Genomic DNA, 20,440 nt, shown 5'->3' on the forward strand with positions numbered 1-20,440 from the left:
GGGAAGGGGGTGTGGGTATGGCGAGCAAGGCGACGTTGCAACTTCAGTTTTTGACCGACCTCAACAAGAAGGTGCACATCACCATCCAGAACCCGAAGATCCCGGTCGATCCGCAGGCGGTCAAACAAGCGATGGACCTGATGGTGCAGCGGAACATCTTCGCATTCCCGCAGGGGCAACTGGTCAAGAGCATCGGTGCGAACCTGGTCCAGACCGACACGTCGTCCGTCGGTTGAGCGCCGCGCCGGATGAAATGCAGGCCCGGGCGGTCCGCAGCCTGGATGTCCACCATCCAGGGCGGATCGCCCTTTTGCGGTTACTCCCGTATCTCCGGGCTCGCTCCAGCCACGCCTGCGGCGCGAGTCGCTCGCCCGGAGATACGGGGAGCAACTGGTGACAACTCACCGGCACCGGTACATATGCACAGGATGCGGTTTGCGTTTGGTCACAAGGGTTTTGCGGGAAGTTTACGTTCCCTTTACAAACCGAGAAAAGAACCTTAACCCGTGCCAAGTATAATCGCGGTGCAAAGGGAAACGGTCGTCCGGCACCTGCCGGGCCACCGGGTCAGGGCGCAGTGCAGGAAGCATGCATGATGAAGGAGAAGCAAAGGAGAGGGTTGACACATGTTGCGCAAATCCACGCGGATGGCAGTCTCCGGGTTGACGCTCGCCGCGCTCGTCGCGGCCACGGGCGGCGTCGTCGGGGCGAAGACGTTGGCGCACGCACGCAAGGCGGACACGGTCAAGACGCTGACCGGCGCAGGGTCCACGTTCGATTATCCGTTCTTCAGCCGGGCATTCTATGTATACCAGCAGAAGACCGGCGTGCAGGTGAACTACCAGTCCATCGGCAGCGGCGCCGGCATCGAGCAGTTCTCGGCCGGTACGGTCGACTTCGGTGCCACCGACGTCCCGATGAACAGCGATGAGGTCAAGAAGGCGCAGGCGCACGGCGGGCCGGTCATCCAGATTCCCATCACGCTCGGCGGCGTCGCGATGGCGTACAACCTGCCGAGCGTCAAGCAGCAGCTGAAGTTCACGCCCAAGGCGCTCGCCGACATTTACCTCGGCAAGGTGAAGAAGTGGAACGATCCGGAGATCACCTCCGTGAACAAGGGCGTCAAGCTGCCGAACCTGCCGATTGTCGTGGTCCATCGCTCGGACGGCTCCGGCACCAGCTACATTTTCACCGACTACCTGAGCTCGGTGAGCAGCGAGTGGGCGAAGAAGGTCGGCAAGGGCAAGTCGGTGAACTGGCCGGTCGGCATCGGCGCCAAGGGCAATGAGGCGGTGGCGACGAGTGTGCGCAACACGCAGGGGGCCATCGGCTACGTCGAGCTGGCGTACGCGATGCAGACGAAGATGACCTACGGCTTGATCCAAAACAAGGCGGGTGTGTTCGTGGCGCCGACGCCGAAGTCCATCGCCGCGGCCGCCGCGACCAAGCCGAACGTCTCGGCGACCAACTTCTCCATCGTGAACGCTCCGGGCAAGGACAGCTACCCCATCAGCGGCTTCTCTTGGGTGTTGCTGTACCGTCATTATCCGGATGCGGCGAAGGAGCAGGCGCTGGTCAAGCTGTTCCAGTGGATGGAGACGGACGGGCAGAACGAGGCAAGCGCGGTGAACTACGTGCCGCTGCCGCAGAACATCCGCGACTCGGCGCTCGCCAAGCTGGACACCATGCACTGAGTGCGGTTTGAGATTGCGCGCACGTTCGGCGCAGCCGCGTGCGGAGCGAACCGATGGATGCGTTGCATCGCAACATGCGTGATTGAGGCGCGCGAACACGCATGCCCCGGCGGCCAGCCGCCGGGGCGCTCATTCGTTCAGGGGCGCCGGTTGCCGCGTTGCCGGCAACCGCGGTGCCTCGCGGCCAAGGGAGTTGGGGATGTGAAACGTCGCTCTGACCGGGTGTTGGACGGGTGGTTGTGGTTTGCTGCCCTGCTCGCCCTGGCGCTGTTCATGGCGTTTTTCATCATGCTCGGGACCGAGTCCCGCGCTTCCGTGCTGCGTTTCGGCTGGCGGTTCGTGGTGACCAGCGTCTGGGATCCGGTCCACAGCGTCTTTGGGGCGTTGCCGTTTCTCTACGGGACCGCGGTGACCTCGCTGTTCGCCCTCGTCTTCGGCGGTCTGGTGGGGGTGTGCACCGCGGTGTTTTTGGTTTACTTTGTCCGGGGTTGGTTCCGGTCCTGGCTGGGCGGCGCCATCGAGCTGCTCGCCGCCATTCCGAGCGTGGTGTACGGGCTGTGGGGGTTGTTCGTGCTCGCGCCGTGGCTGCAGCACACCCTGGAGCCGTGGCTCGGGAGGTGGCTTGGGTTTCTCCCCTTGTTTCAAGGCGTTCCGTACGGCGTGGGGTATCTCGCCGCCGGCCTCATCCTGTCCGTCATGATCCTGCCGACGGTGACGGCGCTCAGCCGCGACGTCTTGCTCGCCGTGCCGCGGGACATTCACGAAGGGGCGTTGGCGCTCGGCGCGACGACCCAGGAGATGATCACCCATGTCGCGCTCCCGTATGCCCGGTCCGGCATCATCAGCGCGTTGATGCTCGGACTCGGCCGGGCGGTGGGGGAGACCATCGCCGTCACGATGGTCATCGGCAACCGGCCGGAGATCTCCGCTTCGCTGTTTGCGCCCGGGTACACCATGGCGAGCGTGATCGCCAATGAGTTCACCGAGGCCACGACCCATGTCTATCTGTCCGCCTTGTACGAGGTCGGGCTCCTGTTGTTCCTGCTCACCGTCGCGTTCTATGTCGTCGCCAGGCTGTTTATCCGCGGGATTGCGAAGACAGAGGGGAACGTGTGATGCAACCAAGGGACATGATGCAAACCGTGCACCCAGGGCATTTGCGCTGGCGCAAGTGGAAGAACCGCTTGTTCGCAGGCGTCATCTTCGGACTGGCGCTGTTGGCGGTCCTGCCGCTCTTGCTCATTCTTGCGTACGTGGTGTTTCGCGGCGCCCCGGGGGTCAGTCTCCGCTTCTTCACCAGTCTGCCTGCGCCGACCGGCATTCCCGGCGGCATGGCGAACGCCATCGTCGGCAGCATCGTCATGGTCCTGATGGCCACGGCGATGAGCGCGCCGGTCGGGGTGACGATTGGCCTGTTTTTGGCGGAGACCCACCATGCGCGCTGGCAAAACATGGTGCGTTTCGTGTGCGATGTGTTGTCCGGTACGCCCACCATCGTGATTGGCCTCTTGGTGTACGCGATGGTCGTGGCTCCGTCCGGGGGGTTTTCCGGGTTTTCGGGCAGCGTCGCGCTCGCCATCCTGATGCTGCCGACCATCGCCCGTTCGTCGGAACAGGTCTTCCGGCTTGTGCCCGTCACGCTGCGCGAAGCGGGTCATGCCCTCGGCGGGACGCGGACCCAGGTGTGGCTCAGGATCTTGCTGCCCACAGCCCGGGCCGGGGTCATCACCGGGCTCCTGCTGGCCGTCTCCCGGGCGCTCGGCGAGACGGCGCCGCTGATGTTCACGGCGTTTGGGAACCAGTTTTGGTCGAACAACGTCACCCAGCCGACGGCCGCATTGCCGCTGCAGGTGTTCACGTACGCGCTCAGCCCGTACGACGACTGGCACCAGTCCGCATGGACCGGTGCGCTGACGTTGGTGGCCATTGCCCTCATCATCAATCTGTTCGCGCGTTGGGTCAGCCGGACCCGGCGCTGACGGCATGAGGTGATCCGTGTTGAGCATCGAGATCAAGGTCGAAGCGTTGCATGCATGGTACGGGAACGACGAGGTCCTGCACGGCATCGATCTCGCCATTGAGCCGAGGTCGGTGACGGCCATCATCGGGCCGTCCGGTTGCGGCAAGTCGACGTTCATCCGCTGCCTGAACCGGTTGCACGAGACGAATCCGGGGGCACGCGTGGCGGGCCATGTCTGGGTCGGCGGCGAGGACGTCTACCGCATGGACCCGATCGATGTCCGCCGCACCATCGGCATGGTGTTTCAGCGGCCCAACCCGTTTCCCACCATGTCCATCTTCGACAATGTGGCGCTCGGCCTGAAGTTTGCGGGCGTCAAGGACCGGCGCCGGCTGCGGGCGCGGGTGGAGGAGAGCCTGGCCATGGCCGCGCTGTGGGATGAAGTGAAAGACCGGCTGCACCAGCCGGCCATGTCCCTCTCCGGCGGCCAGCAGCAGCGGTTGTGCATCGCCCGCGCGCTCGCGGTGGAACCGCGGGTCCTGCTGATGGATGAACCGACGTCGGCGCTCGATCCGATTTCCACCATGCGCATCGAGGAACTGGTGCAAAACCTCAAACAGACGTACACCATCGTGATTGTGACGCACAACATGCAGCAGGCGGCGCGCATTGCGGATCAAACAGCGTTTTTCTTGGACGGTCATTTGATTGAAGTCGGGCCGACGTCGAAGGTCTTCACGAAACCGGACGACAAGCGCACCGAGGACTACGTCTCCGGCCGGTTCGGCTGATCCGGCGTAAGGCGGCACCGGTTCCTGCAAGCAGGCACCGGGTTTCTCAAGCAGCTGGTCAGGGTGCGGACGCAGCTGGTCAAGGTGCGGACAGAGGCAGAGAGGAGAGGTCGCGATCGTGCAGCGCAACGTGTTGGACGCCCAACTCGCCGACATCAAGCAACAGTTGCAGGCGATGGGAGAGCAAGTACGGTCCGCCCTGCAGCAGGCGCTGGCGTCCTTGCAACAGGGTGACGCCGCGCAAGCCCGGCAGGTGGTGGACGGGGATGCGGGCATCAACCGCATGGAACACGAGTTGGAGGAGCGGTGCATTCGCCTCATTGCGACGCAGCAGCCGGTGGCGAAAGACTTGCGGAAGGTCACGGCGGCGCTGCGCATCGCCGGGGAACTGGAACGGATGGCCGACCTGGCGGTGGACATCGCCCGCGCGGTGATCCGGCAGCAGCCTTCGCCGGCCGATCCGGTCATGCCGGACATCCTGCGCATGGCGGCCGTGGTGGAAGAAATGATCCGGCAGGCGCTCGTCGCGTATGTGAACGAAGACTTGGCGGCGGCGCGGAACCTCGCGGTGCTCGACGACGAGGCGGACCGCCTGTACCGCGGCATCCTCGAAGAATTGTTCAGCCGCCGCCCGGACGACCAAGGCCGCATCGCCCAGGCCATGGCGTTCGCCTTCATCGGCCGCTACCTGGAGCGGATGGGCGATCACGCCACCAACGTCGGGGAAGGTGTGGTCTACATCCACTCCGGCGAGCGGATTGACCTCAATTGACGGCGACGGCGGCGCAGGCGGTCGAACGGGGTACAGGCGGTCATCGTGGCGCGGGCGGTCATCGTGGCGCACAGCGTCGCAGGCCGTGCGCCGTGGGCGTGCCGCGCCTCAGCGCGCCATCCGCCGCCGCAGGAGGAGCCAGAGGGCGGTGGCCGCGACAAGGGCGATGCCGGTCAGATACGCGAGCCACGTCTGGCTGAACTTGAGCACGGCGGCGGCGTGATCGCCGAGCCAGTACCCGGCGAACACCCAGGCGCCGCACCACAGCCAAGCGCCGAGGGCGGTGTAGGCGAGAAACGGGCGCAGGGACATGCCGCAAAGACCGGCGACGTAGCTGCTCGCGCTGCGCACGCCGGGCAAGAAGCGGCCGGGGACGAGCAGGGCGGCACCGTAGCGGTCGAGGAGCCGCTCCGCACGCGTCATGCTGCGGGCGTCGAGCAGGATGAAGCGCTGCAGGCGCTCGCCGAGCGGCCGGCCGAAGCGGCGGCTCACGCCGTACGCCAGGCAGGTGCCCGTCAAGTATCCCGCCAGGCAAGCCGCCAGGACGCCGGGCAGGGAAAGCTGGCCGCGCGCCGCCTCGAACCCGTAAAACACCATCACCGCATCTCCAGGGAAAGGCAGCCCCAACCCTTCGATGACCAACGCCACGAACACGCCTCCCAGCCCCAAGCTGATGAGGGCTTCGGCCATCCACCCGAGCCAATCCGCCATCCGGCTCCTCCTCCCCTCACGCTTCCATGTATACGTGCTGTCCGCGGCGCGCATGTCCCGCGCGGTGGTGTTATGATAAGGGTCGAGAACGATGCGACCAAGCCTCGCCGCGGCCCGTTGGGCGGCGCCGGGGCGGAACAAGGCTGGAGTGAACGGCGTGCGCGGCATCGGCGGTTTGGATGAATTCGGCTTGATTCGCCACCTCACGGCGCGCCTGCCGCAGGCGGGGGACGGGGTGCGCGTGGGTGTGGGGGACGACGCGGCGGTCGTCACCCCGGAAGCCGGTGCGGAGTTGGTGTTGACGACCGACGCCTTGGTGGAGGGTGTCCACTTCTCCCCGGCGTTCTCCGATTGGACCGACGTCGGGTACAAAACGCTCGCCGTCTCGGTCAGCGACGTGGCGGCCATGGGCGGCACCCCGCGCTGGGCGGTGGTGAGCCTCGCTGTCCCGCCGGGCATGGCGCTGTCTGACCTGGAGCGGTTGTACGACGGACTCGGTGCGTGTGCGGCCGAATACGCCTGTCCGGTCGTGGGCGGCGACATCGTGCGTACCGACGGCCCGCTCGTGCTCACCAGCACCGTCGCGGGAACGGTGCCGGCCGGTACCGCCGTCCGCCGGAACGGTGCGCGCCCCGGCGACGTGGTGTTCGTCACCGGCGACCTGGGCGCTCCGGCGGCCGGGCTCGATCTGCTGCAGCACGGCGGGCAGGTGCCCGAGGACGAGCGGCAGTTCTTGATCGCGGCGCACCGGCGGCCGCGGCCGCAGGTGACCGCCGGGATGGTGTTGCGCGCGTGCGGGGCCACCAGCCTGGACGACGTCAGCGATGGTCTGGCAAGCGAGCTGAACGAGATCGCGTCCGCGTCCGGCGTGCGTTTGCGCATCGACGCCGCGCGCATCCCTGTTGCGCCCGCGGTGCGGAACCTGGCGCGGTTGCGCGGTGTCGATCCCTTGATGTACGCATGGTACGGCGGCGAGGACTACCAGCTTGTCGGCACCGCGCCTCCGTTCGCGTTCGCGCGGGCGCTGATGCGGCTGTCGAGCCTGCGCATCCCCATCGCCCAGATTGGGCGTGTGGAGGCGGGCGACGGCGTGATTGCGGACGTGGACGGGCGGCTCGAGGTCATCGAGCCGCGCGGGTTCAACCATTTCGCCACCTGACGCGGACCGGATGCGGCGGCAGACAGCACGGCACGCCGCTGCCTGGACGGCGGCGGGGCGGGAGGAGAGGATAGGCGTGGAAGAGATGACCATCACCACCCGCAGCCCGGAGGAGACGATGCGGCTGGGCGAGGCACTGGGGGCGGTGTTGGAACCGGGAGACGTGGTGTTGCTCACGGGCGATCTCGGCGCCGGCAAGACCACCTTCGCCAAGGGTGTCGGCCGCGGCCTCGGTGTGGCGGAAGAGTTGACGAGCCCCACCTTCACCCTGATCCACGAGCACGCGGGCCGCATCCCGCTCGTGCATGCCGATCTGTACCGGCTGCGCGAAACGGGTGCGGGAGCGGCGGACGGTGGCCACCTCGCCGGCTGCCTGGACGATTACTTGGATGGCGAGGCGGTGGTGGTCATCGAGTGGCCGGAGCAGGCTGCCGGCTTGGTGGCGGACGCCCTGTGTCTCGACATTCGGCGCGCGCCGCTGCCGCGGGTGGACGAGCGGGAGTTCCGGCTGCGGGCGACCGGACCGCGCAGCCACAGCCGCCTGGAAGCGTGGGTGAAGCGATGGCTGTTCTCGTGATGGACACCGCGACGCACGTGCTTGCGGTCGCCGTCGGAGACGGCGCAGGCAAGGCGTGGGCGGCGGCCAGCTCGGCGGTGCCGCGCGCCCACTCGCGGGTGTTGCAGCCGCTGTTGGCTGAGGTGCTCGCCACCGCCGGGGTGGCTGCGGCCGACGTGACGGCGGTGGGCGTCGGCATTGGGCCGGGATCGTACACCGGGGTGCGGCTGGGGGTGGCGACCGCCAAGGCCATGGCGTGGGCGCTGGGGCGTCCGCTCTATCCAGTCTCCACCCTCCTCGCCCTCGCCGAGGCGGCCGTCCCTGGCGAGAGCGACGGGGAGGTGATGGTGCTCCCGCTGCTCTACGCCAGGCGCCAACGGGCGTTTGGCGCGCTCTTCCGCAAGCAGGGCGTGCGGTGGGAAACCGTGGCAACGCCAGGCGTGCGGCCGGTGCAAGCGTGGCTGGCGGCGGCGCACCAGGCGTTGCGGGAGCAGGTGGCGCCGCTGGATCCGGCGCCGTTGCGGACGGTGCCGCAACGCGCCACCTTGGCCGCCGCGCTGCCGGCCGTGCCGGCGCCGCGGTTGGTGGTGGTGCACGATTTTCAACCTGCGCACGGCCTGCTGCCGCTGTCCCAAAACGGTATGGCGGGCACAGGGCCAGGTGCGGGCGCAGGGGCCGGTGTGAGCGCAGGGCCCGGCGTGGGCGCAGGGCCCGGTGTGGGCGCAGGGCCCGGTGTGGGCGCAGGGCCCGGTGTGGGCGAATGGGCTTCCCCCCAGGATCCGCCGTGGGTGGTTGCCCCGCGTGCCGCCGTCATCCCGGTCGACGCCGTCGGCCATGGGATGGGGCCGGCCATGCTGCGGCTGATTGCGGCGGGCGCGGCGGCTCCGGTCACCGGGGACGCGGTGCACGACGTGGTGCCGGAATACACGTTGCCTGTGGAAGCCGAGGCAAAATTGGCGCAGAAAGGCGGGATGTCCGAGTGACCGCATGGAACCCGGATGCGGTGCGGTTGCGCCGGATGACCGTCGCCGACCTGGACGGCGTGCTCGCCGTCGAGCGCAGGGCATTCTCCGCCCCGTGGTCGCGGCAGGCGTTTTTGTCCGAACTGGTCGACAACCACTTCGCCCGCTACATCGTGATGGAGTACGAAGGCCGCATCATCGGTTACGCCGGGGTGTGGCTCATCGTCGATGAAGGGCATGTCACGAACATCGCCGTCGATCCCGATTTTCAAGGCCGCCACCTGGGCGACAAGCTGATGCGCGCGCTCATCACCATGTGCATCGCCCACCGCGCGCGGCGGATGACGCTCGAGGTGCGCGTCTCGAACACCAAGGCGCAGAACCTGTACAAGAAGTACGGTTTCGTCGGCGTCGGCATTCGCAAAGGCTACTACACCGACAACCTGGAGGACGCCCTCATCATGTGGGCGGACCTGCCGCCGGCCGGATGGGACGTGGAAACGTGGGTCTGGGCAGAAACCCGCGCCGAAGCCCGCGCCGACACCCTCTGCGACGCCCGCGCCGACGTCCGCGGCGGAAGGGAGCGAAGCAATGCGCATCTTGGGGATTGAAACGAGCTGCGACGAAACGGCGGCGGCCATCGTCGACGGCCGGCGCGTGGTGAGCCAGCGGATTGCATCGCAGATGCAGGTGCACGCCCGCTTCGGCGGCGTCGTGCCGGAGGTGGCGTCGCGCCGTCACGTGGAGACGGTGACGCGGGTCGTCGCCGGGGCGCTGGCGGATGCCGGCGCCGCATGGGGCGATCTCGACGGCATCGCGGTCACATGCGGCCCGGGGCTGCTCGGGGCGCTGCTTGTCGGCGTGTCGGCGGCGAAAGGGCTGGCGCTGGTGACCGGGCTGCCGCTGGTGGGCGTGCACCACATCGCCGGCCATGTCGCGGCCGCGTTCATCGACACAGCCATCACGCCGCCGTGTTTAGCCTTGGTGGTCTCGGGCGGGCACACGGAACTGTTGCGCGTGGACCCGCCGTTTTGTTTGACGAAGCTCGGCGGGACGAAAGACGACGCAGCCGGCGAGGCGTACGACAAGGTGGCGCGCATGCTCGGGCTGCCGTACCCGGGCGGCCCGGAGGTGGACCGGTTGGCCCAGTCCGGAGATCCGGCGGCGTACGCGTTTCCGCGCGCGCTCATGGAGGACGAAGGGTTTGATTTCAGTTACAGCGGGTTGAAGTCGGCGGTGCACAACGAGATCGCCAAGCAACGGCAGCGCGGGGAGGAGGTGAACCCGGCGGACGTGTGTGCCTCGTTCCAGCAGGCGGTGGTCGACGTGCTCGTGGAGAAGACGGCGCGCGCGGTCATCCGCACCGGCCTGCGCACGGTGGTGGTGGCGGGCGGCGTCGCCGCCAACCAGGGGTTGCGCCGGGCGCTCACGGCGCGGGCGGCGGCGGACGGCTTCGCCGTGCACTTTCCGCCGCTTGCGCTGTGCACCGACAACGCGGCGATGATTGCGGTCGCCGGCGGGCTGCTGCTGGAGCTCGGCGTGCGCCACCCGTTGTCGCTCAATGCGGAGGCCAACCTGTCGCTCGCCGCTTGGCAGCAGGCCTGTGGACAACGAAGCGGCTGAACCTGTGGACGTTGTGGATAACCGGGGCAAGAACCGGGCAAAAGCCCGGTCTGCCGCATGTGCAGCAGCTTCCGGGTTGTGGATAACCCTGTGGATATTGTGGATAACGCTGTGGACAAACCTCAATGTTTCCACACGAACACCACGCCGCTCGTCGGAAACACCCACTGTCCCTTGCGCACCTTGAGCGTCAAGGATTGGCCGGCGGCGTGGTGCCATACCGCCACGTCGCCATCCTCCACGCCGCTGAGGAAGCGCAGGCAGACGACGTCGCGCATCCCCTCGTGGTAGCGGAATGTCACCTCGGGCGCGCGGCTCGGCTCCGACAGGTACACCGTGTAGAAGTTGCGCGACGTGGCGTGCACCGTCTCCAACACCGCCCGCAGGTGCAGCCGGACCCCGCCCGCGTCGGCGTGATCGTCCGTGTCCTCCGTGTCGCCCGGTCCGGCCTCGTGCAGGTCGTAGCCGGAGAGGTACGTCTTGAACACCCCGTCTTCATACACCGTCCGCAGTTTTGCCGGTTGGCCGTTGATGCGGACCTCCAGCACCTGGTGGAATGCTGCCGCCCAAGCCACCGGATCGCGCGCGTCCGCCAGCGCGGCCGCATCCGCGTCCGCCAGGCCCATCACGCTGCGGTACACACAGCGCGGATCGGCGAAATACGGCGCCAGGTCGTCCTCGCGGAGGGCGGCGACCAGGTACAGCCCGGCGCGGGCGAGCGCCGGGTCAGGGAGCCGCATCGCCTTCTCGTATTCGATGGTCTCAATCACCCGGTGGTACGGCCGGGAAGGCGCACCTGCCGCCGGGGAGGGCAAAAACGTGATGTCGTACTTGAAGGAGGTCCGGAACAGGGTTTCCGCATGAGGCCGGACCGCAAACGGGCGAATGTAGGCAGCGTAGAGGGCATCGCCCCGGCGCGGTCCCAGCATGGCCCGCAGCATACGTTGGATGTAGTTGAATTTGGCCTCATGGGTGAGGCGCCGGAGCACCTCGTCGCTGAACATTATGGCGTCGACGATGGCGGACCGGAGTTGTTCCTCGCTGCGCCGCCGGTTCCACCACTCGAAGATCAACCCGACGACCGCGAGGCTGAACGTGGTGGACGCGATGTCCTGCAGGACGTTGACGAACAGGGTGCCGGGGTGCAACCGGCCCTGGGCCCAGTTGATGAATGCGTAGATGGCGGCGGTGACGGCGATGAGCAAGACTGCGAACAAGATCAGGCGGTAACGCTGGTTTTGTTCCGCCAATTCGGCGAGCGGCGCCTGAGCCGGACGGGGTGAGGGGGTTTGTCGCTTCACACCGATGCCTCCCGTTCGATGTATCCGTACATGGCGGGCACGCCGCGCACCCGCCCGTAAAACTGGTTGCCATAGTCGTAATGCCACCATTCGTCCGGGTAGTTCGTGAACCCGGCCTTTGTCATGGCGTGAAAGAGGATGCGGCGCAGGTCCCGCTGCTGTCGCTCGGCCTCGCTTTGCGCGTGTTCCTCCAGCCACCGGGTGGCTGCTTCCGGTACGAAGGCGTCGAACGCGGTACCAAGATGGAGCAGCCGTCCGTCCGTCGTGCAGAGGCCGACGTCGACGGCGCCGCCGGTCGCGTGGGCGGACGGGTGGCGCGGGTCACGCGAGGGAACCGAGACGTACCGGGCGACCGCGCGCGCCAGCGCTTCTCCGGTCAAGCCGGTCCTTTGGGCGAGACGCGCGGCGAACTCGTCGAACAGGTACTGCTGGACCGCGAGCGGACGCCAGGCGTCGAAGACCACCAAGGCGATGCCGTCGGGCAGGGCTGCCGCGGCATGCAGAAGCCGCGCAATCACGCCTTCCCGCGCCCAGAGGGTGGCTTCGGCACCAGGGATGCCGCGCGCCCAGTACACAGGATGCGTGCGCAGCTTTTCCGCCGCAGGGATGGGCCGCAGCGGCTCGCCGCATTCCGCGATGGGGACGTCGCGGAATCCATCCACGGACCGCAGCGGCGGGATGGGCGCAGGACAATCTTGCCTGTCGGTCACGTGGCACCCCCCCTTCCTCAGTTGCCCTTCATTCTACCGCAATCCCCGGTTTTTGGCCGTATGGAGTACAATGACCCGTGTGTTTGACAAAACTCGCGCGAAATATGATAGAATACCTGTATTCCGGAACCCTGTTCAGATCCGATTCATCACAAAGTTTCATCCAGAACAGCGCACGGGGGGTTCGGAGTGATGCTGCGCCGGTGGCGGAACACCTCCCGGTTTGCAGATCCGGCAGCATGCGGGTCGGCCTGCAGGGAAGGTACCCGTCATTCGGCGTAACGGTCAAACAAATAGGAGGGATGTTCGGTGTTCAAAAAGTCCTTGCGGTGGTTGTCGGCGTGCACGCTCGCGTTGTCGGCGGTGACGGCGACCACGGCCACGGCGACCGTCAGTGCGGCCGCGAAGAAACCGCTTTCCACCAAGGCGGTCAAGATTGCCCTGTTGATGCCGGAGACGGCCAGTTCTCCGCGCTGGGAGGCGCAGGACCGGCCGGACTTCATCGCGGCGGTCAAGCAGCTCGACCCCAACGCCCAGGTGTTGTATTCGAACGCGTTCGGATCGCAGACGACGGAACAGCAGCAGGCGGAGAGCGCCCTGACCAACGGGGCCAAGGTGTTGGTGGTCACGCCGGTGGACGGCGTGGGCGCGGCGCGCATCGTGCAGGAGGCGGCGAAGGCGGGCGTCCCGGTCATCTCGTACGACCGGCTGATCCTCAACTGCAACCTGCCGTACTACGTCTCGTTCGACAACGTCCAGGTCGGGCGCCTGCAGGGCCAATACATCGCCCAGCACACGAAGCCGGGCGGCACGGTGGTCATGCTCGACGGCGCGCCCACCGACAACAACGCCAAGCTGTTCGCGCAGGGGGCCCACGAGGTGCTCGATCCGCTCTTCAAGTCCGGCAAGCTCATAAAAGGATATGAGCAGTACACTCCGAACTGGGATCCTGCCAACGGCCTGACCGAGATGGAGCAGGCGTTGACGAAACTGCACAACAAGGTGGACGCGGTGCTGGCCGCCAACGACAACCTGGCGGGCGCGGCGGCACAGGCGTTGGCCGCCCAGCACATCAAGGGTATCCCCATCACCGGCCAGGATGCGACGGACGCCGGGCTCAACCGCATCTACTTCCAAGGCACGCAGTCGATGACGGTGTATAAAGCCATCAAGCTGGAGGCGCAGGCGGCGGCCGAGTTGGCGGTGGCGCTCGCGACCGGGCAGAAACCGCCGGCAGGTCTGGTCAACGGCAAGGTCAACAACGGAAAGATGAACGTCCCGTCGGTGCTGCTCAAGCCGGTGGTGGTCACCAAGTCGAACATCGACCAGACGGTCATCAAGGACGGGTTCACCACGTGGGCGAAGATCAAGAACCCGGGCAAGTGAGGGAACGACCTTTGAGCGCGAACAACCGGCATCCGGTGTTGGAAGTGCGCGACCTGCGCAAGCGGTTCGGCGCGGTGCAGGCGTTGGACGGCGTGTCGTTTCACGTCCACCAAGGCGAGATTGTCGCCTTGGTGGGCGACAACGGCGCCGGGAAATCGACGACCATCAAGATGATTGCCGGGGTGGAGCAACCGGATTCCGGCGAGATCTGGTTCGAGGGCGAGCGGGTTCACCTCGCCAACCCGGCTGCGGCGGAACGCCTCGGCATCCAGACGGTGTACCAAGACCTGGCGCTGTGCGACAACCTGGACATCGTGTCCAACCTCTTCCTGGGGCGTGAGCTGGTCAAGCCGGTGGTGCCGGGGGTTGTCCGCAAACTGGACCGCCACGAGATGGAGCGGCGCGCCATTCCGGTGTTGCAAGAGCTCGGCATCCGCCTGCCGCCCTTGTCCACGCTCGTCGCCAGCCTCTCCGGCGGCCAACGGCAGGCGGTGGCGGTGGCACGGTCGGTGCTGTGGGGCTCGAAGCTGGTGATGCTCGACGAGCCCACCGCGGCGCTCGGCGTGGCGCAGCAGCGCGCGGTGCTCGATCTCATCGTCCGCCTGGCGCAGAGCGGCAAAGCGGTCATGGTCATCTCGCACAACATGCACGACGTCTTCCGCATCGCCGACCGCATCGTCGTCCTTCGGCTCGGCCGGACGGTGGCGATGTTCGAGCGGCGGGCGGTGACGCCGGAACAGGTCATCGCCGCCATCACCGGCGCGGAGGAGGCATCGGTCCAGGCATGAGCGCGCGTGTGCAAACCTCATCGGCCGGCGGCGTGCCGGGGCGGGGACTCGCAGGCTGGATCAACCGGCTCATCGGCGGCGACTTCGCCCTCTTGCCCGTCGTCCTGTCGCTGGTCCTCATCTGGGTTATCTTTGAGGTGCTCAACACGAGCTTTCTCACCAGCCGCAACCTGTCGAACCTCGTGTTGCAAATGGTGCAGTACGGGCTGCTCGCCGTCGGCGAGACGCTCATCCTGCTGCTCGGCGAGATTGACCTGTCCATCGCGGCGGTCAGCGCCATCGGCGGCGCGGTGCTGGCACTGCTCGCCGGACAGAACGTGCCGGCCGTCTTCTGTATCGCGGCCGCCGTCGCCAGCGGGGTCGTCATCGGCATGTTCCAAGGGATATGGGTGACGCTGCTCGGCGTGCCGGCGTTCATCGTCACCCTGGCCGGGTCGCTCGGGTATCTTGGGCTCCTGTTCGCCATGATTGGCCTCGCCGGTACGGTGCCCATCATGAACAACACCATCATCGCGCTGACGGCAAACTACCTGCCCCGATGGGCGGGGTGGGTGTTGGCGGCCGTGGTGGTGGGCGTGTACTTCTGGAACGCTTGGCGGACGCGGGCGCTGCGGCAGCGGCTGGGCCTCTCCGTACCGCCTATGCGGTCGGCCCTCGGCCGCTTGGCGGCCGTGGCCGTCGCGATGGTGGTCATCGTCCTGGTGCTGAACAGCTATCAAGGGATTCCCGTCTCCGGCTTCATCCTGCTCATCTTCGTCGGCGGGTTCGCCTTCATCACGCAGCACACGCGGTTTGGCCGCCACATCTACGCGGTCGGCGGCAACGCGGAGGCGGCGCGGCGCGCGGGGATCAACGTGCGGGGTGTGAAGGTGGCCGCGTTTACGCTCAGCAGCACCCTGGCCGCGGTGGGCGGCATCATGGGGGCTTCGCGCCTTGGCGCGGCGTCGACCGCCGCCGGGGGGAGCGACTTGCTCATGGGATCCATTGCGGCGGCCGTCATCGGCGGGACGAGTCTGTTCGGCGGCCGCGGCAGCGTGTGGAACGCCCTGGCGGGCGCGCTGGTGATGGGCAGCATCGAGAACGGGATGGACCTGCTCAACGCGCCGTCGAGCACGAAGTACCTGGTGGAGGGTGCCATCCTGCTGCTCGCGGTCACGTTCGACACGTTCACGCGCCGGCGGCGGCAGCAGTTGGGCAAGTGAACCTGCCTGGCAGTTGGGCAAGTGTACTTGCCTGGGCGAACCTGCCTGGCGGCCTCGGCCTGCCCTGCTGTCTGTCGGCCTATCCCTTCTGTTCGCACGCCTCGAGGGCCAGCATCGCTTCTTCCCACGCGGCGAGCAGCTCGTCGTGCTCCTCGGTCAGGCGGCGCAACGAGGCGTCCAGCGCTTGGGTGCGGGTGAAATCTTGGGCAAGGCTTGCTTCGACCATCGCCGCTTGCATCTCCGCTTGGGCGCGTTCAATCTCGGCGATGCGTGCCTCGATGGCGGCGACCCGTTCGCGCAGCTTGCGGAGTTCGGCGCTGCGGACGGGCCGTGTCCGGGTTTGGGGCCCGGCACCGCCGGCAGGGCGGTTCGTGGTCCGGCTGCCATCCGCGCCCCCTGGGGCCGGCTGCCCGGTGCGCGCCCCATCCGCCGCCCCGTCGCCTGCGCCCGCGTCCGCCCAGCGGGCTGCCTCCTGCCGCTTGGCCGCAAACTCGCTGTAATTGCCGATGAACCACTCCCAGCCGCCAGGGTCGAGGGCCAGCACGTGCGTGGCCAAGGTGTCGATGAAGTAGCGGTCGTGGGAGACGAAGATCACCGTGCCTTCGTAGTCGGCGAGGGCGTCTTCCAGCACCTCTTTGCTCATCAGGTCGAGGTGGTTGGTCGGCTCGTCGAGCAGCAGCACATTCGGCTGGCGCAGCATCAGACGGCACAGCGCCAGCCGGCTGCGTTCACCGCCGCTGAGCGCCGCGACCGGTTTCTCCACGTCTTCCCCCCGGAACAGAAACCGCCCGAGCGCCGTGCGCACGGTGGTGCGGTCAAGCTGCGGCTGTTCATCCCACACCTGCGCCAACACCGTCTTGGTCTCGTCCAAGCCGGCCAGTTCTTGGTCGTAGTAGCCGAGATCGACGTGGGCACCCCATACAACTTCGCCGGCCAGCGGCGGCAACAAACCGGCGAGCGTCTTGAGCAACGTCGTTTTGCCAACACCGTTCGGCCCCACGATGGCGATCCGCTGTCCGCGCGCGACATGGAGGTCCATCGGGCCGGCGAGCGGTTGTCCGGGGTACCCGGTGACCAGGCCGCGGACGGTGAGCACGTCCTTGCCGGACTCCCGCGCCGGGGTGAAACGAAGCGCCAGGCGCGGCGTCTGCGGCGTGGGCGGATCGAGCCGGATCATGCGCGCGAGCAGTTTGCGCCGGCTCTGGGCACTCCGGCTGGTGGACGCCCGCGCGATGTTGCGCTGGATGAATGCCTCGATGCGGGCAATCTCGGCCTGTTGGGCTTCGTAACGCCGCGCGGCTTCCTCCAGCAGGGCGGCCTTCTGTTCCACGTAGGCGCTGTAGTTGCCTGGGAAGCGCGTCGTGCGGCCGTGCTCCAACTCGTAGATGACGGTGGCGACCTTATCCAGAAAGTACCGGTCGTGCGCAACGACCAACACGGCGCCGGGATAGGACTGCAGGTAACCTTCCAGCCAGGTAAGCGTCTCGGTGTCCAGGTAGTTGGTCGGCTCGTCGAGTATGAGTACATCCGGTTCAGCCACCAACAGCCGCGCCAAGGCCAGCCGCGTCTTCTGGCCACCGCTGAGCGCCCGCACCGGTTGGCCGTGCATCCCGGCCGGAAAGGCAAGTCCGGCGAGCACCCGCCGCACGCGCGCCTCGGCCGCATAACCACCCGCCGCTTCAAACGCCTGACGCAGCCGGTCGTAGCGGGCGGCGAGATCGGCAAAGCGGCGTTCGTCCGCGTATACGTCCGGGTTGGCCATCTCCGCCTCCAGCGCCCGCAGTGCCGCTTCTTGGGCGAACAGGTCTGCCACGGCGGCCGCGGCAAACCCGAAGACCGTTTCGTCGTCCGCCGCATCCATCCACTGTGCCACGTAGCCGATCCGGACCCCTTTGGCGACGCTCACTTCGCCCGCATCGGCCGCTTCTTGACCGGTGAGGATGCGCAGCAACGTGGATTTGCCTGCGCCGTTCGCCCCCACCAAGCCGGCGCGCTCGCCCTGTTGCAGGGTGAGGTTGGCGCCGGTGAGGACCGGGTGGCCATGGTACGACTTTTGGATGTGGCTCGCTTGCAGCAGGATCATGGTTTGGTGCCTCACCGTCCTGGCCTGAATCTGGCGCGCGGGATGACCTTGATGGCGAACGCATCCCGCCTTGATTCGTTCCCAGTGTACTCAAACGCCGGGTGCAGGAACAATGCGTTCGGATACAATGGAACCGAAGGCGGGGTGAGCTGTGGTGACAGAGCGCGAGCAGCAGGAAGCCCGGCGTCAGGGCGACCTGCCCGCATGGGACAAACAGGCTGTGCGGGCCGCTTGCTTGCGACGCCGGCAAGCGCTTCATCCGGTGCAAGTGCAAGCCTTGTCCCGGCGTGTCTGCGGTCATTTGGCGGCGCGGCTGGCCGGGTGGCTGGCGGTGCGCCCGCCGGGCACCGATCCGGTGGTGGCGCTGTATCAGCCGGTGCGCGGCGAGGTGGACGTGCGGCCGCTGGCGGAAGCGGTGCGGGCGCTGGGCGGTGTCCCGGCGTTCCCGCGGGTGCGGCAGGATGGGTGGATGGCGTTCTACCGCGTCACCCCGGCGACCGATTGGAGCGCGGGCGCCTTTGGCATTCCGGAGCCGCGCGCAGCGGACGCTGACCTCGTGCCGCCGGAGCGTTTGGCCATCGCCGTGGTGCCGGGCGTGGCGTTCGGGCGGGACGGATCGCGGCTTGGTTACGGCGGCGGCTACTACGACCGGTTCTTTCGCGAACCTCGGTTGCTTACACTGCGCGTGGCTGCCGCGTACGGCTTCCAAGTGTTCGACGCGGTGCCCGCGGATGCGCACGATGTGCGCGTGCACGCCCTGGCCACCGAGGACGGCGTGACGGTGTGCGCGGCCGGGTGGTGGGGGCAGGCCGACGGATAGCCCCAGCGCTTGCCGAGGGGAGGGCGCCCGTGTATGATGGTGACGTGGCTCGTCGTGATGTTCGGATTTGTTGGACAGGTGGCTGGTTGATTGGACAGGTGGCTGGCTGGCGAGGGTTGGCTCGGCCCTTGCCCGCGCCGGTGCGGGATGAGGCATGGTGACGGCGGGTGCGGGCCGGCCGAGATGAAGTGTGGGACGGGGGATGCACCGTGAATTTCGCCAACGTCGGGATCTCAGGTCTGATCTTGATTGTCATCGTCCTCTTGATGGTGTTCGGTCCAAGCAAGCTGCCTGAGATTGGCCGGGCATTCGGCCGTTCGTTGCGCGAATTCAGGGAAGCGACGCGCGGCATGATGGACGAGCAAGGGCAAGCGACGGGGCAGGCTCGTTCCGGTGCGCCGGAGCGCCCTGTCGTCGAGCCGTTGGAGATTCAATCCGAGCCGGCAGCGCATGCGCGGCCCGTGCAAACGTCGCAGGCCGCGGATGGGCAGGGGACAGGGACGGGCAGCGCTCCCGACGCTTCGGCCGACCGGTGAGACGGTATGGATCAAGCGCGCATGCGGTTCTCCGAGCACGTGGCCGACTTGCGGCGCCGCATCATTTGGATCTTGGTGGTCTTTTTTGGCCTCTTGTGCCTGAGCCTCGGGTTGGTCGCCCGCTTGTACCGTTACCTCACCGCACCCATCACCCGTTTGGGTTACCATTTGATGGTGGTCAGCCCGGGGGAAATCGTGATGGTCTACCTGGCGGTGGCGGGTGTGGTGGCTGCGGGATTGACCATGCCGTTCGCGTTGTACCAGCTCTGGCGGTTTGTTCGCCCCGGGCTCACCCCCTTGGAGCGCCGCTATGCCCAGCGGTTGCTTCCCGTCATGCTCGCGATGTTTGTCCTCGGCGTGGCGTTTGCGTGGTTCGTGGTCTTTCCCATGGTGTTGCGGTTCTTGCTGCAGCTTGCATCCCGAGCGGCCGACGTCCACATCCGGGTGAACGCGTACTTCTCGTTCCTGACGGGGCTGTGCCTGCCGTTTGGCCTTGTCTTTGAGCTGCCGGTCGTGGTGGCTTTTCTCACCCGCATCGGGGTGATCACACCGCGGGTGCTCCGCCGCTGGCGCCGCTACGCGTACCTCGTCATCGTGGTGGTCGGGGTGTTCATCAGTCCGCCGGAGATGATCACGCACTTGTCGGTCATCCTGCCGATGATCGCGTTGTACGAGTGCAGCATCCTCATCTCGGCGTGGGTCGAACGGCGGGCAGCGCGGTTGCGGACGGAGGCAAGCGGCAAGGCGGGGCTCGGCGCACACGCCGGCGGCGGCTCTGCCGCCGGTTGAAGAGCGTCCGGACCGGATTTTTTCTCCGCCGGTTCTTGCAATCTCCTCCGCCAACGGATATGATAAGTCATGGTGTTAGCACTCGGGTTTACTGAGTGCTAATCATGCGTGCCTGCAGGATCATGTCTGAAGGAGGTTCACCCATGCTCAAACCACTCGCAGACCGCGTCGTGGTGCGCCCGTTGGAACGGGAAGAGAAGACGGCGAGCGGCATCTTCCTGCCGGACACGGCGAAGGAGAAGCCGCAGGAGGGCGAGGTCATCGCCGTCGGGCCGGGCCGTTACGAGGACGGCAAGCGGATTGAGATGGAAGTCAAGGTCGGAGATCGCGTCATCTTCTCCAAGTACGCCGGCACCGAGGTCAAGGTCGACAACCAGGAACTCCTCATCCTGCGCGAGAGCGACATCCTGGCCATCGTCCAGAAGTGAGGGTAACGGTGCGGACGCAGTCAACGCGGACGGCTGCACCGGGATCGTGAAGCGGAACAAGGTTCCTACATACTCCGGGTTGGAGGAGGTATGACGAGATGGCGAAAGACATCAAATTCAGCGAGGAAGCGCGCCGTGCGATGCTGCGGGGCGTCGACGCGCTGGCGGA

General features: G+C 67.0%; 23 protein-coding genes. 19 read left to right on the plus strand and 4 right to left on the minus strand.

Annotated features, from left to right (window positions below):
• Positions 1–17 precede the first annotated feature (17 nt).
• From IEX97_RS05980 to phoU, 6 genes are all read left to right on the plus strand, one after another.
• The gene (locus tag IEX97_RS05980) at positions 18–236 is read left to right on the plus strand and encodes a DUF2922 domain-containing protein (protein WP_188881737.1); all 219 of its coding nucleotides are present in this window, start codon (positions 18–20) and stop codon (positions 234–236) included.
• 390 nt (positions 237–626) lie between these two features.
• Positions 627–1,694 (plus strand): phosphate ABC transporter substrate-binding protein PstS, encoded by a 1,068-nt coding sequence (pstS, locus tag IEX97_RS05985; protein WP_188881738.1) that lies wholly within the window; start codon positions 627–629, stop codon positions 1,692–1,694.
• A 201-nt stretch (positions 1,695–1,895) separates the two neighbouring features.
• Positions 1,896–2,810, plus strand: coding sequence for a phosphate ABC transporter permease subunit PstC (pstC, locus tag IEX97_RS05990; protein WP_229776484.1), 915 nt, complete (start codon positions 1,896–1,898; stop codon positions 2,808–2,810).
• The gene (pstA, locus tag IEX97_RS05995; protein WP_229776486.1) at positions 2,810–3,673 is read left to right on the plus strand and encodes a phosphate ABC transporter permease PstA; all 864 of its coding nucleotides are present in this window, start codon (positions 2,810–2,812) and stop codon (positions 3,671–3,673) included. The genes pstC and pstA overlap by 1 nt, the downstream gene beginning before the upstream one ends.
• Positions 3,674–3,689: 16 nt before the next feature.
• The gene (pstB, locus tag IEX97_RS06000) at positions 3,690–4,445 is read left to right on the plus strand and encodes a phosphate ABC transporter ATP-binding protein PstB (RefSeq protein ID WP_444541805.1); all 756 of its coding nucleotides are present in this window, start codon (positions 3,690–3,692) and stop codon (positions 4,443–4,445) included.
• Positions 4,446–4,563: 118 nt separating this feature from the next.
• Complete coding sequence (gene phoU / locus IEX97_RS06005; protein ID WP_229776488.1) at positions 4,564–5,217, plus strand: phosphate signaling complex protein PhoU; 654 nt, start codon at positions 4,564–4,566, stop codon at positions 5,215–5,217.
• 108 nt (positions 5,218–5,325) lie between these two features.
• On the opposite strand, the gene IEX97_RS06010 is transcribed toward phoU, so the two are convergent.
• Entirely contained in the window at positions 5,326–5,928 is a 603-nt protein-coding gene (locus IEX97_RS06010) for a DedA family protein (protein WP_188881740.1), read from the minus strand.
• 91 nt (positions 5,929–6,019) lie between these two features.
• On the opposite strand from IEX97_RS06010, the gene thiL reads away from it, so the two are divergent.
• The 5 genes from thiL to tsaD all read left to right on the plus strand — a co-directional run bounded on the left by thiL (position 6,020) and on the right by tsaD (position 10,228).
• Positions 6,020–7,087: a thiamine-phosphate kinase gene (gene thiL / locus IEX97_RS06015; RefSeq protein ID WP_229776490.1), complete on the plus strand. Its 1,068-nt coding sequence runs from the start codon at positions 6,020–6,022 to the stop codon at positions 7,085–7,087.
• A gap of 85 nt (positions 7,088–7,172) precedes the next feature.
• Complete coding sequence (tsaE, locus tag IEX97_RS06020; RefSeq protein ID WP_188881763.1) at positions 7,173–7,664, plus strand: tRNA (adenosine(37)-N6)-threonylcarbamoyltransferase complex ATPase subunit type 1 TsaE; 492 nt, start codon at positions 7,173–7,175, stop codon at positions 7,662–7,664.
• Positions 7,649–8,626: a tRNA (adenosine(37)-N6)-threonylcarbamoyltransferase complex dimerization subunit type 1 TsaB gene (gene tsaB, locus IEX97_RS06025; RefSeq protein WP_188881741.1), complete on the plus strand. Its 978-nt coding sequence runs from the start codon at positions 7,649–7,651 to the stop codon at positions 8,624–8,626. The genes tsaE and tsaB overlap by 16 nt, the downstream gene beginning before the upstream one ends.
• Entirely contained in the window at positions 8,623–9,216 is a 594-nt protein-coding gene (gene rimI / locus IEX97_RS06030; protein ID WP_229776492.1) for a ribosomal protein S18-alanine N-acetyltransferase, read from the plus strand. The genes tsaB and rimI overlap by 4 nt, the downstream gene beginning before the upstream one ends.
• On the plus strand, positions 9,197–10,228 hold the full coding sequence (gene tsaD / locus IEX97_RS06035) for a tRNA (adenosine(37)-N6)-threonylcarbamoyltransferase complex transferase subunit TsaD (RefSeq protein WP_188881742.1): 1,032 nt from the start codon (positions 9,197–9,199) through the stop codon (positions 10,226–10,228). Before rimI ends, tsaD begins: the two co-directional genes overlap by 20 nt.
• Positions 10,229–10,350: 122 nt before the next feature.
• Here tsaD and IEX97_RS06040 read toward each other — a convergent pair whose 3' ends face one another.
• Both IEX97_RS06040 and IEX97_RS06045 read right to left on the minus strand, forming a co-directional pair.
• Positions 10,351–11,529: a hypothetical protein gene (locus IEX97_RS06040; RefSeq protein ID WP_188881743.1), complete on the minus strand. Its 1,179-nt coding sequence runs from the start codon at positions 11,527–11,529 to the stop codon at positions 10,351–10,353.
• Positions 11,526–12,239, minus strand: a complete 714-nt coding sequence (locus tag IEX97_RS06045) for a M15 family metallopeptidase (RefSeq protein ID WP_188881745.1) — start codon at positions 12,237–12,239, stop codon at positions 11,526–11,528. Before IEX97_RS06045 ends, IEX97_RS06040 begins: the two co-directional genes overlap by 4 nt.
• A gap of 309 nt (positions 12,240–12,548) precedes the next feature.
• Here IEX97_RS06045 and IEX97_RS06050 point away from each other — a divergent pair, with 309 nt between their 5' ends.
• Genes IEX97_RS06050 through IEX97_RS06060 form a run of 3 tightly spaced genes read left to right on the plus strand, consistent with a single transcriptional unit; the run spans position 12,549 to position 15,615 of the window.
• Positions 12,549–13,625, plus strand: a complete 1,077-nt coding sequence (locus IEX97_RS06050; RefSeq protein WP_229776494.1) for a sugar ABC transporter substrate-binding protein — start codon at positions 12,549–12,551, stop codon at positions 13,623–13,625.
• An 11-nt stretch (positions 13,626–13,636) separates the two neighbouring features.
• Entirely contained in the window at positions 13,637–14,413 is a 777-nt protein-coding gene (locus IEX97_RS06055) for an ATP-binding cassette domain-containing protein (protein ID WP_229776496.1), read from the plus strand.
• A complete protein-coding gene (locus IEX97_RS06060) occupies positions 14,410–15,615 on the plus strand; it encodes a sugar ABC transporter permease (RefSeq protein ID WP_188881746.1) in 1,206 nt (401 codons plus the stop codon). The genes IEX97_RS06055 and IEX97_RS06060 overlap by 4 nt, the downstream gene beginning before the upstream one ends.
• Before the next feature lie 79 nt (positions 15,616–15,694).
• On the opposite strand, the gene IEX97_RS06065 is transcribed toward IEX97_RS06060, so the two are convergent.
• On the minus strand, positions 15,695–17,698 hold the full coding sequence (locus IEX97_RS06065) for an ABC-F family ATP-binding cassette domain-containing protein (RefSeq protein WP_188881747.1): 2,004 nt from the start codon (positions 17,696–17,698) through the stop codon (positions 15,695–15,697).
• A 151-nt stretch (positions 17,699–17,849) separates the two neighbouring features.
• On the opposite strand from IEX97_RS06065, the gene IEX97_RS06070 reads away from it, so the two are divergent.
• The 5 genes from IEX97_RS06070 to IEX97_RS14000 all read left to right on the plus strand — a co-directional run.
• Complete coding sequence (locus IEX97_RS06070; RefSeq protein ID WP_188881749.1) at positions 17,850–18,518, plus strand: 5-formyltetrahydrofolate cyclo-ligase; 669 nt, start codon at positions 17,850–17,852, stop codon at positions 18,516–18,518.
• Positions 18,519–18,727: 209 nt separating this feature from the next.
• Positions 18,728–19,054: a twin-arginine translocase TatA/TatE family subunit gene (locus tag IEX97_RS13955; protein WP_188881750.1), complete on the plus strand. Its 327-nt coding sequence runs from the start codon at positions 18,728–18,730 to the stop codon at positions 19,052–19,054.
• 6 nt (positions 19,055–19,060) lie between these two features.
• The gene (tatC, locus tag IEX97_RS06080; protein WP_188881752.1) at positions 19,061–19,843 is read left to right on the plus strand and encodes a twin-arginine translocase subunit TatC; all 783 of its coding nucleotides are present in this window, start codon (positions 19,061–19,063) and stop codon (positions 19,841–19,843) included.
• Between the two features lie 143 nt (positions 19,844–19,986).
• Complete coding sequence (gene groES / locus IEX97_RS06085) at positions 19,987–20,271, plus strand: co-chaperone GroES (RefSeq protein ID WP_188881753.1); 285 nt, start codon at positions 19,987–19,989, stop codon at positions 20,269–20,271.
• A gap of 98 nt (positions 20,272–20,369) precedes the next feature.
• On the plus strand, positions 20,370–20,440 hold a 71-nt coding region (locus tag IEX97_RS14000; RefSeq protein WP_373289415.1), incomplete at its 3' end, for a hypothetical protein.

Origin of the sequence: Paenalicyclobacillus cellulosilyticus (assembly GCF_014647315.1) — a bacterium.
Classification (GTDB): domain Bacteria; phylum Bacillota; class Bacilli; order Alicyclobacillales; family Alicyclobacillaceae; genus Alicyclobacillus_J; species Alicyclobacillus_J cellulosilyticus.

Bases quoted from the DNA above. Each gene is read 5' to 3' on its own strand.
- pstS (WP_188881738.1), top strand. From the start codon at position 627: ATGTTGCGCAAATCCACGCGGATGGCAGTCTCCGGGTTGACGCTCGCC.
- thiL (WP_229776490.1), top strand. From the start codon at position 6,020: ATGCGACCAAGCCTCGCCGCGGCCCGTTGGGCGGCGCCGGGGCGGAAC.
- tatC (WP_188881752.1), top strand. From the start codon at position 19,061: ATGGATCAAGCGCGCATGCGGTTCTCCGAGCACGTGGCCGACTTGCGG.
- tsaB (WP_188881741.1), top strand. From the start codon at position 7,649: ATGGCTGTTCTCGTGATGGACACCGCGACGCACGTGCTTGCGGTCGCC.
- tsaE (WP_188881763.1), top strand. From the start codon at position 7,173: ATGACCATCACCACCCGCAGCCCGGAGGAGACGATGCGGCTGGGCGAG.
- groES (WP_188881753.1), top strand. From the start codon at position 19,987: ATGCTCAAACCACTCGCAGACCGCGTCGTGGTGCGCCCGTTGGAACGG.
- pstA (WP_229776486.1), top strand. From the start codon at position 2,810: ATGCAACCAAGGGACATGATGCAAACCGTGCACCCAGGGCATTTGCGC.
- IEX97_RS06010 (WP_188881740.1), bottom strand. From the start codon at position 5,928: ATGGCGGATTGGCTCGGGTGGATGGCCGAAGCCCTCATCAGCTTGGGG.
- IEX97_RS05980 (WP_188881737.1), top strand. From the start codon at position 18: ATGGCGAGCAAGGCGACGTTGCAACTTCAGTTTTTGACCGACCTCAAC.
- IEX97_RS06065 (WP_188881747.1), bottom strand. From the start codon at position 17,698: ATGATCCTGCTGCAAGCGAGCCACATCCAAAAGTCGTACCATGGCCAC.
- IEX97_RS06060 (WP_188881746.1), top strand. From the start codon at position 14,410: ATGAGCGCGCGTGTGCAAACCTCATCGGCCGGCGGCGTGCCGGGGCGG.
- tsaD (WP_188881742.1), top strand. From the start codon at position 9,197: ATGCGCATCTTGGGGATTGAAACGAGCTGCGACGAAACGGCGGCGGCC.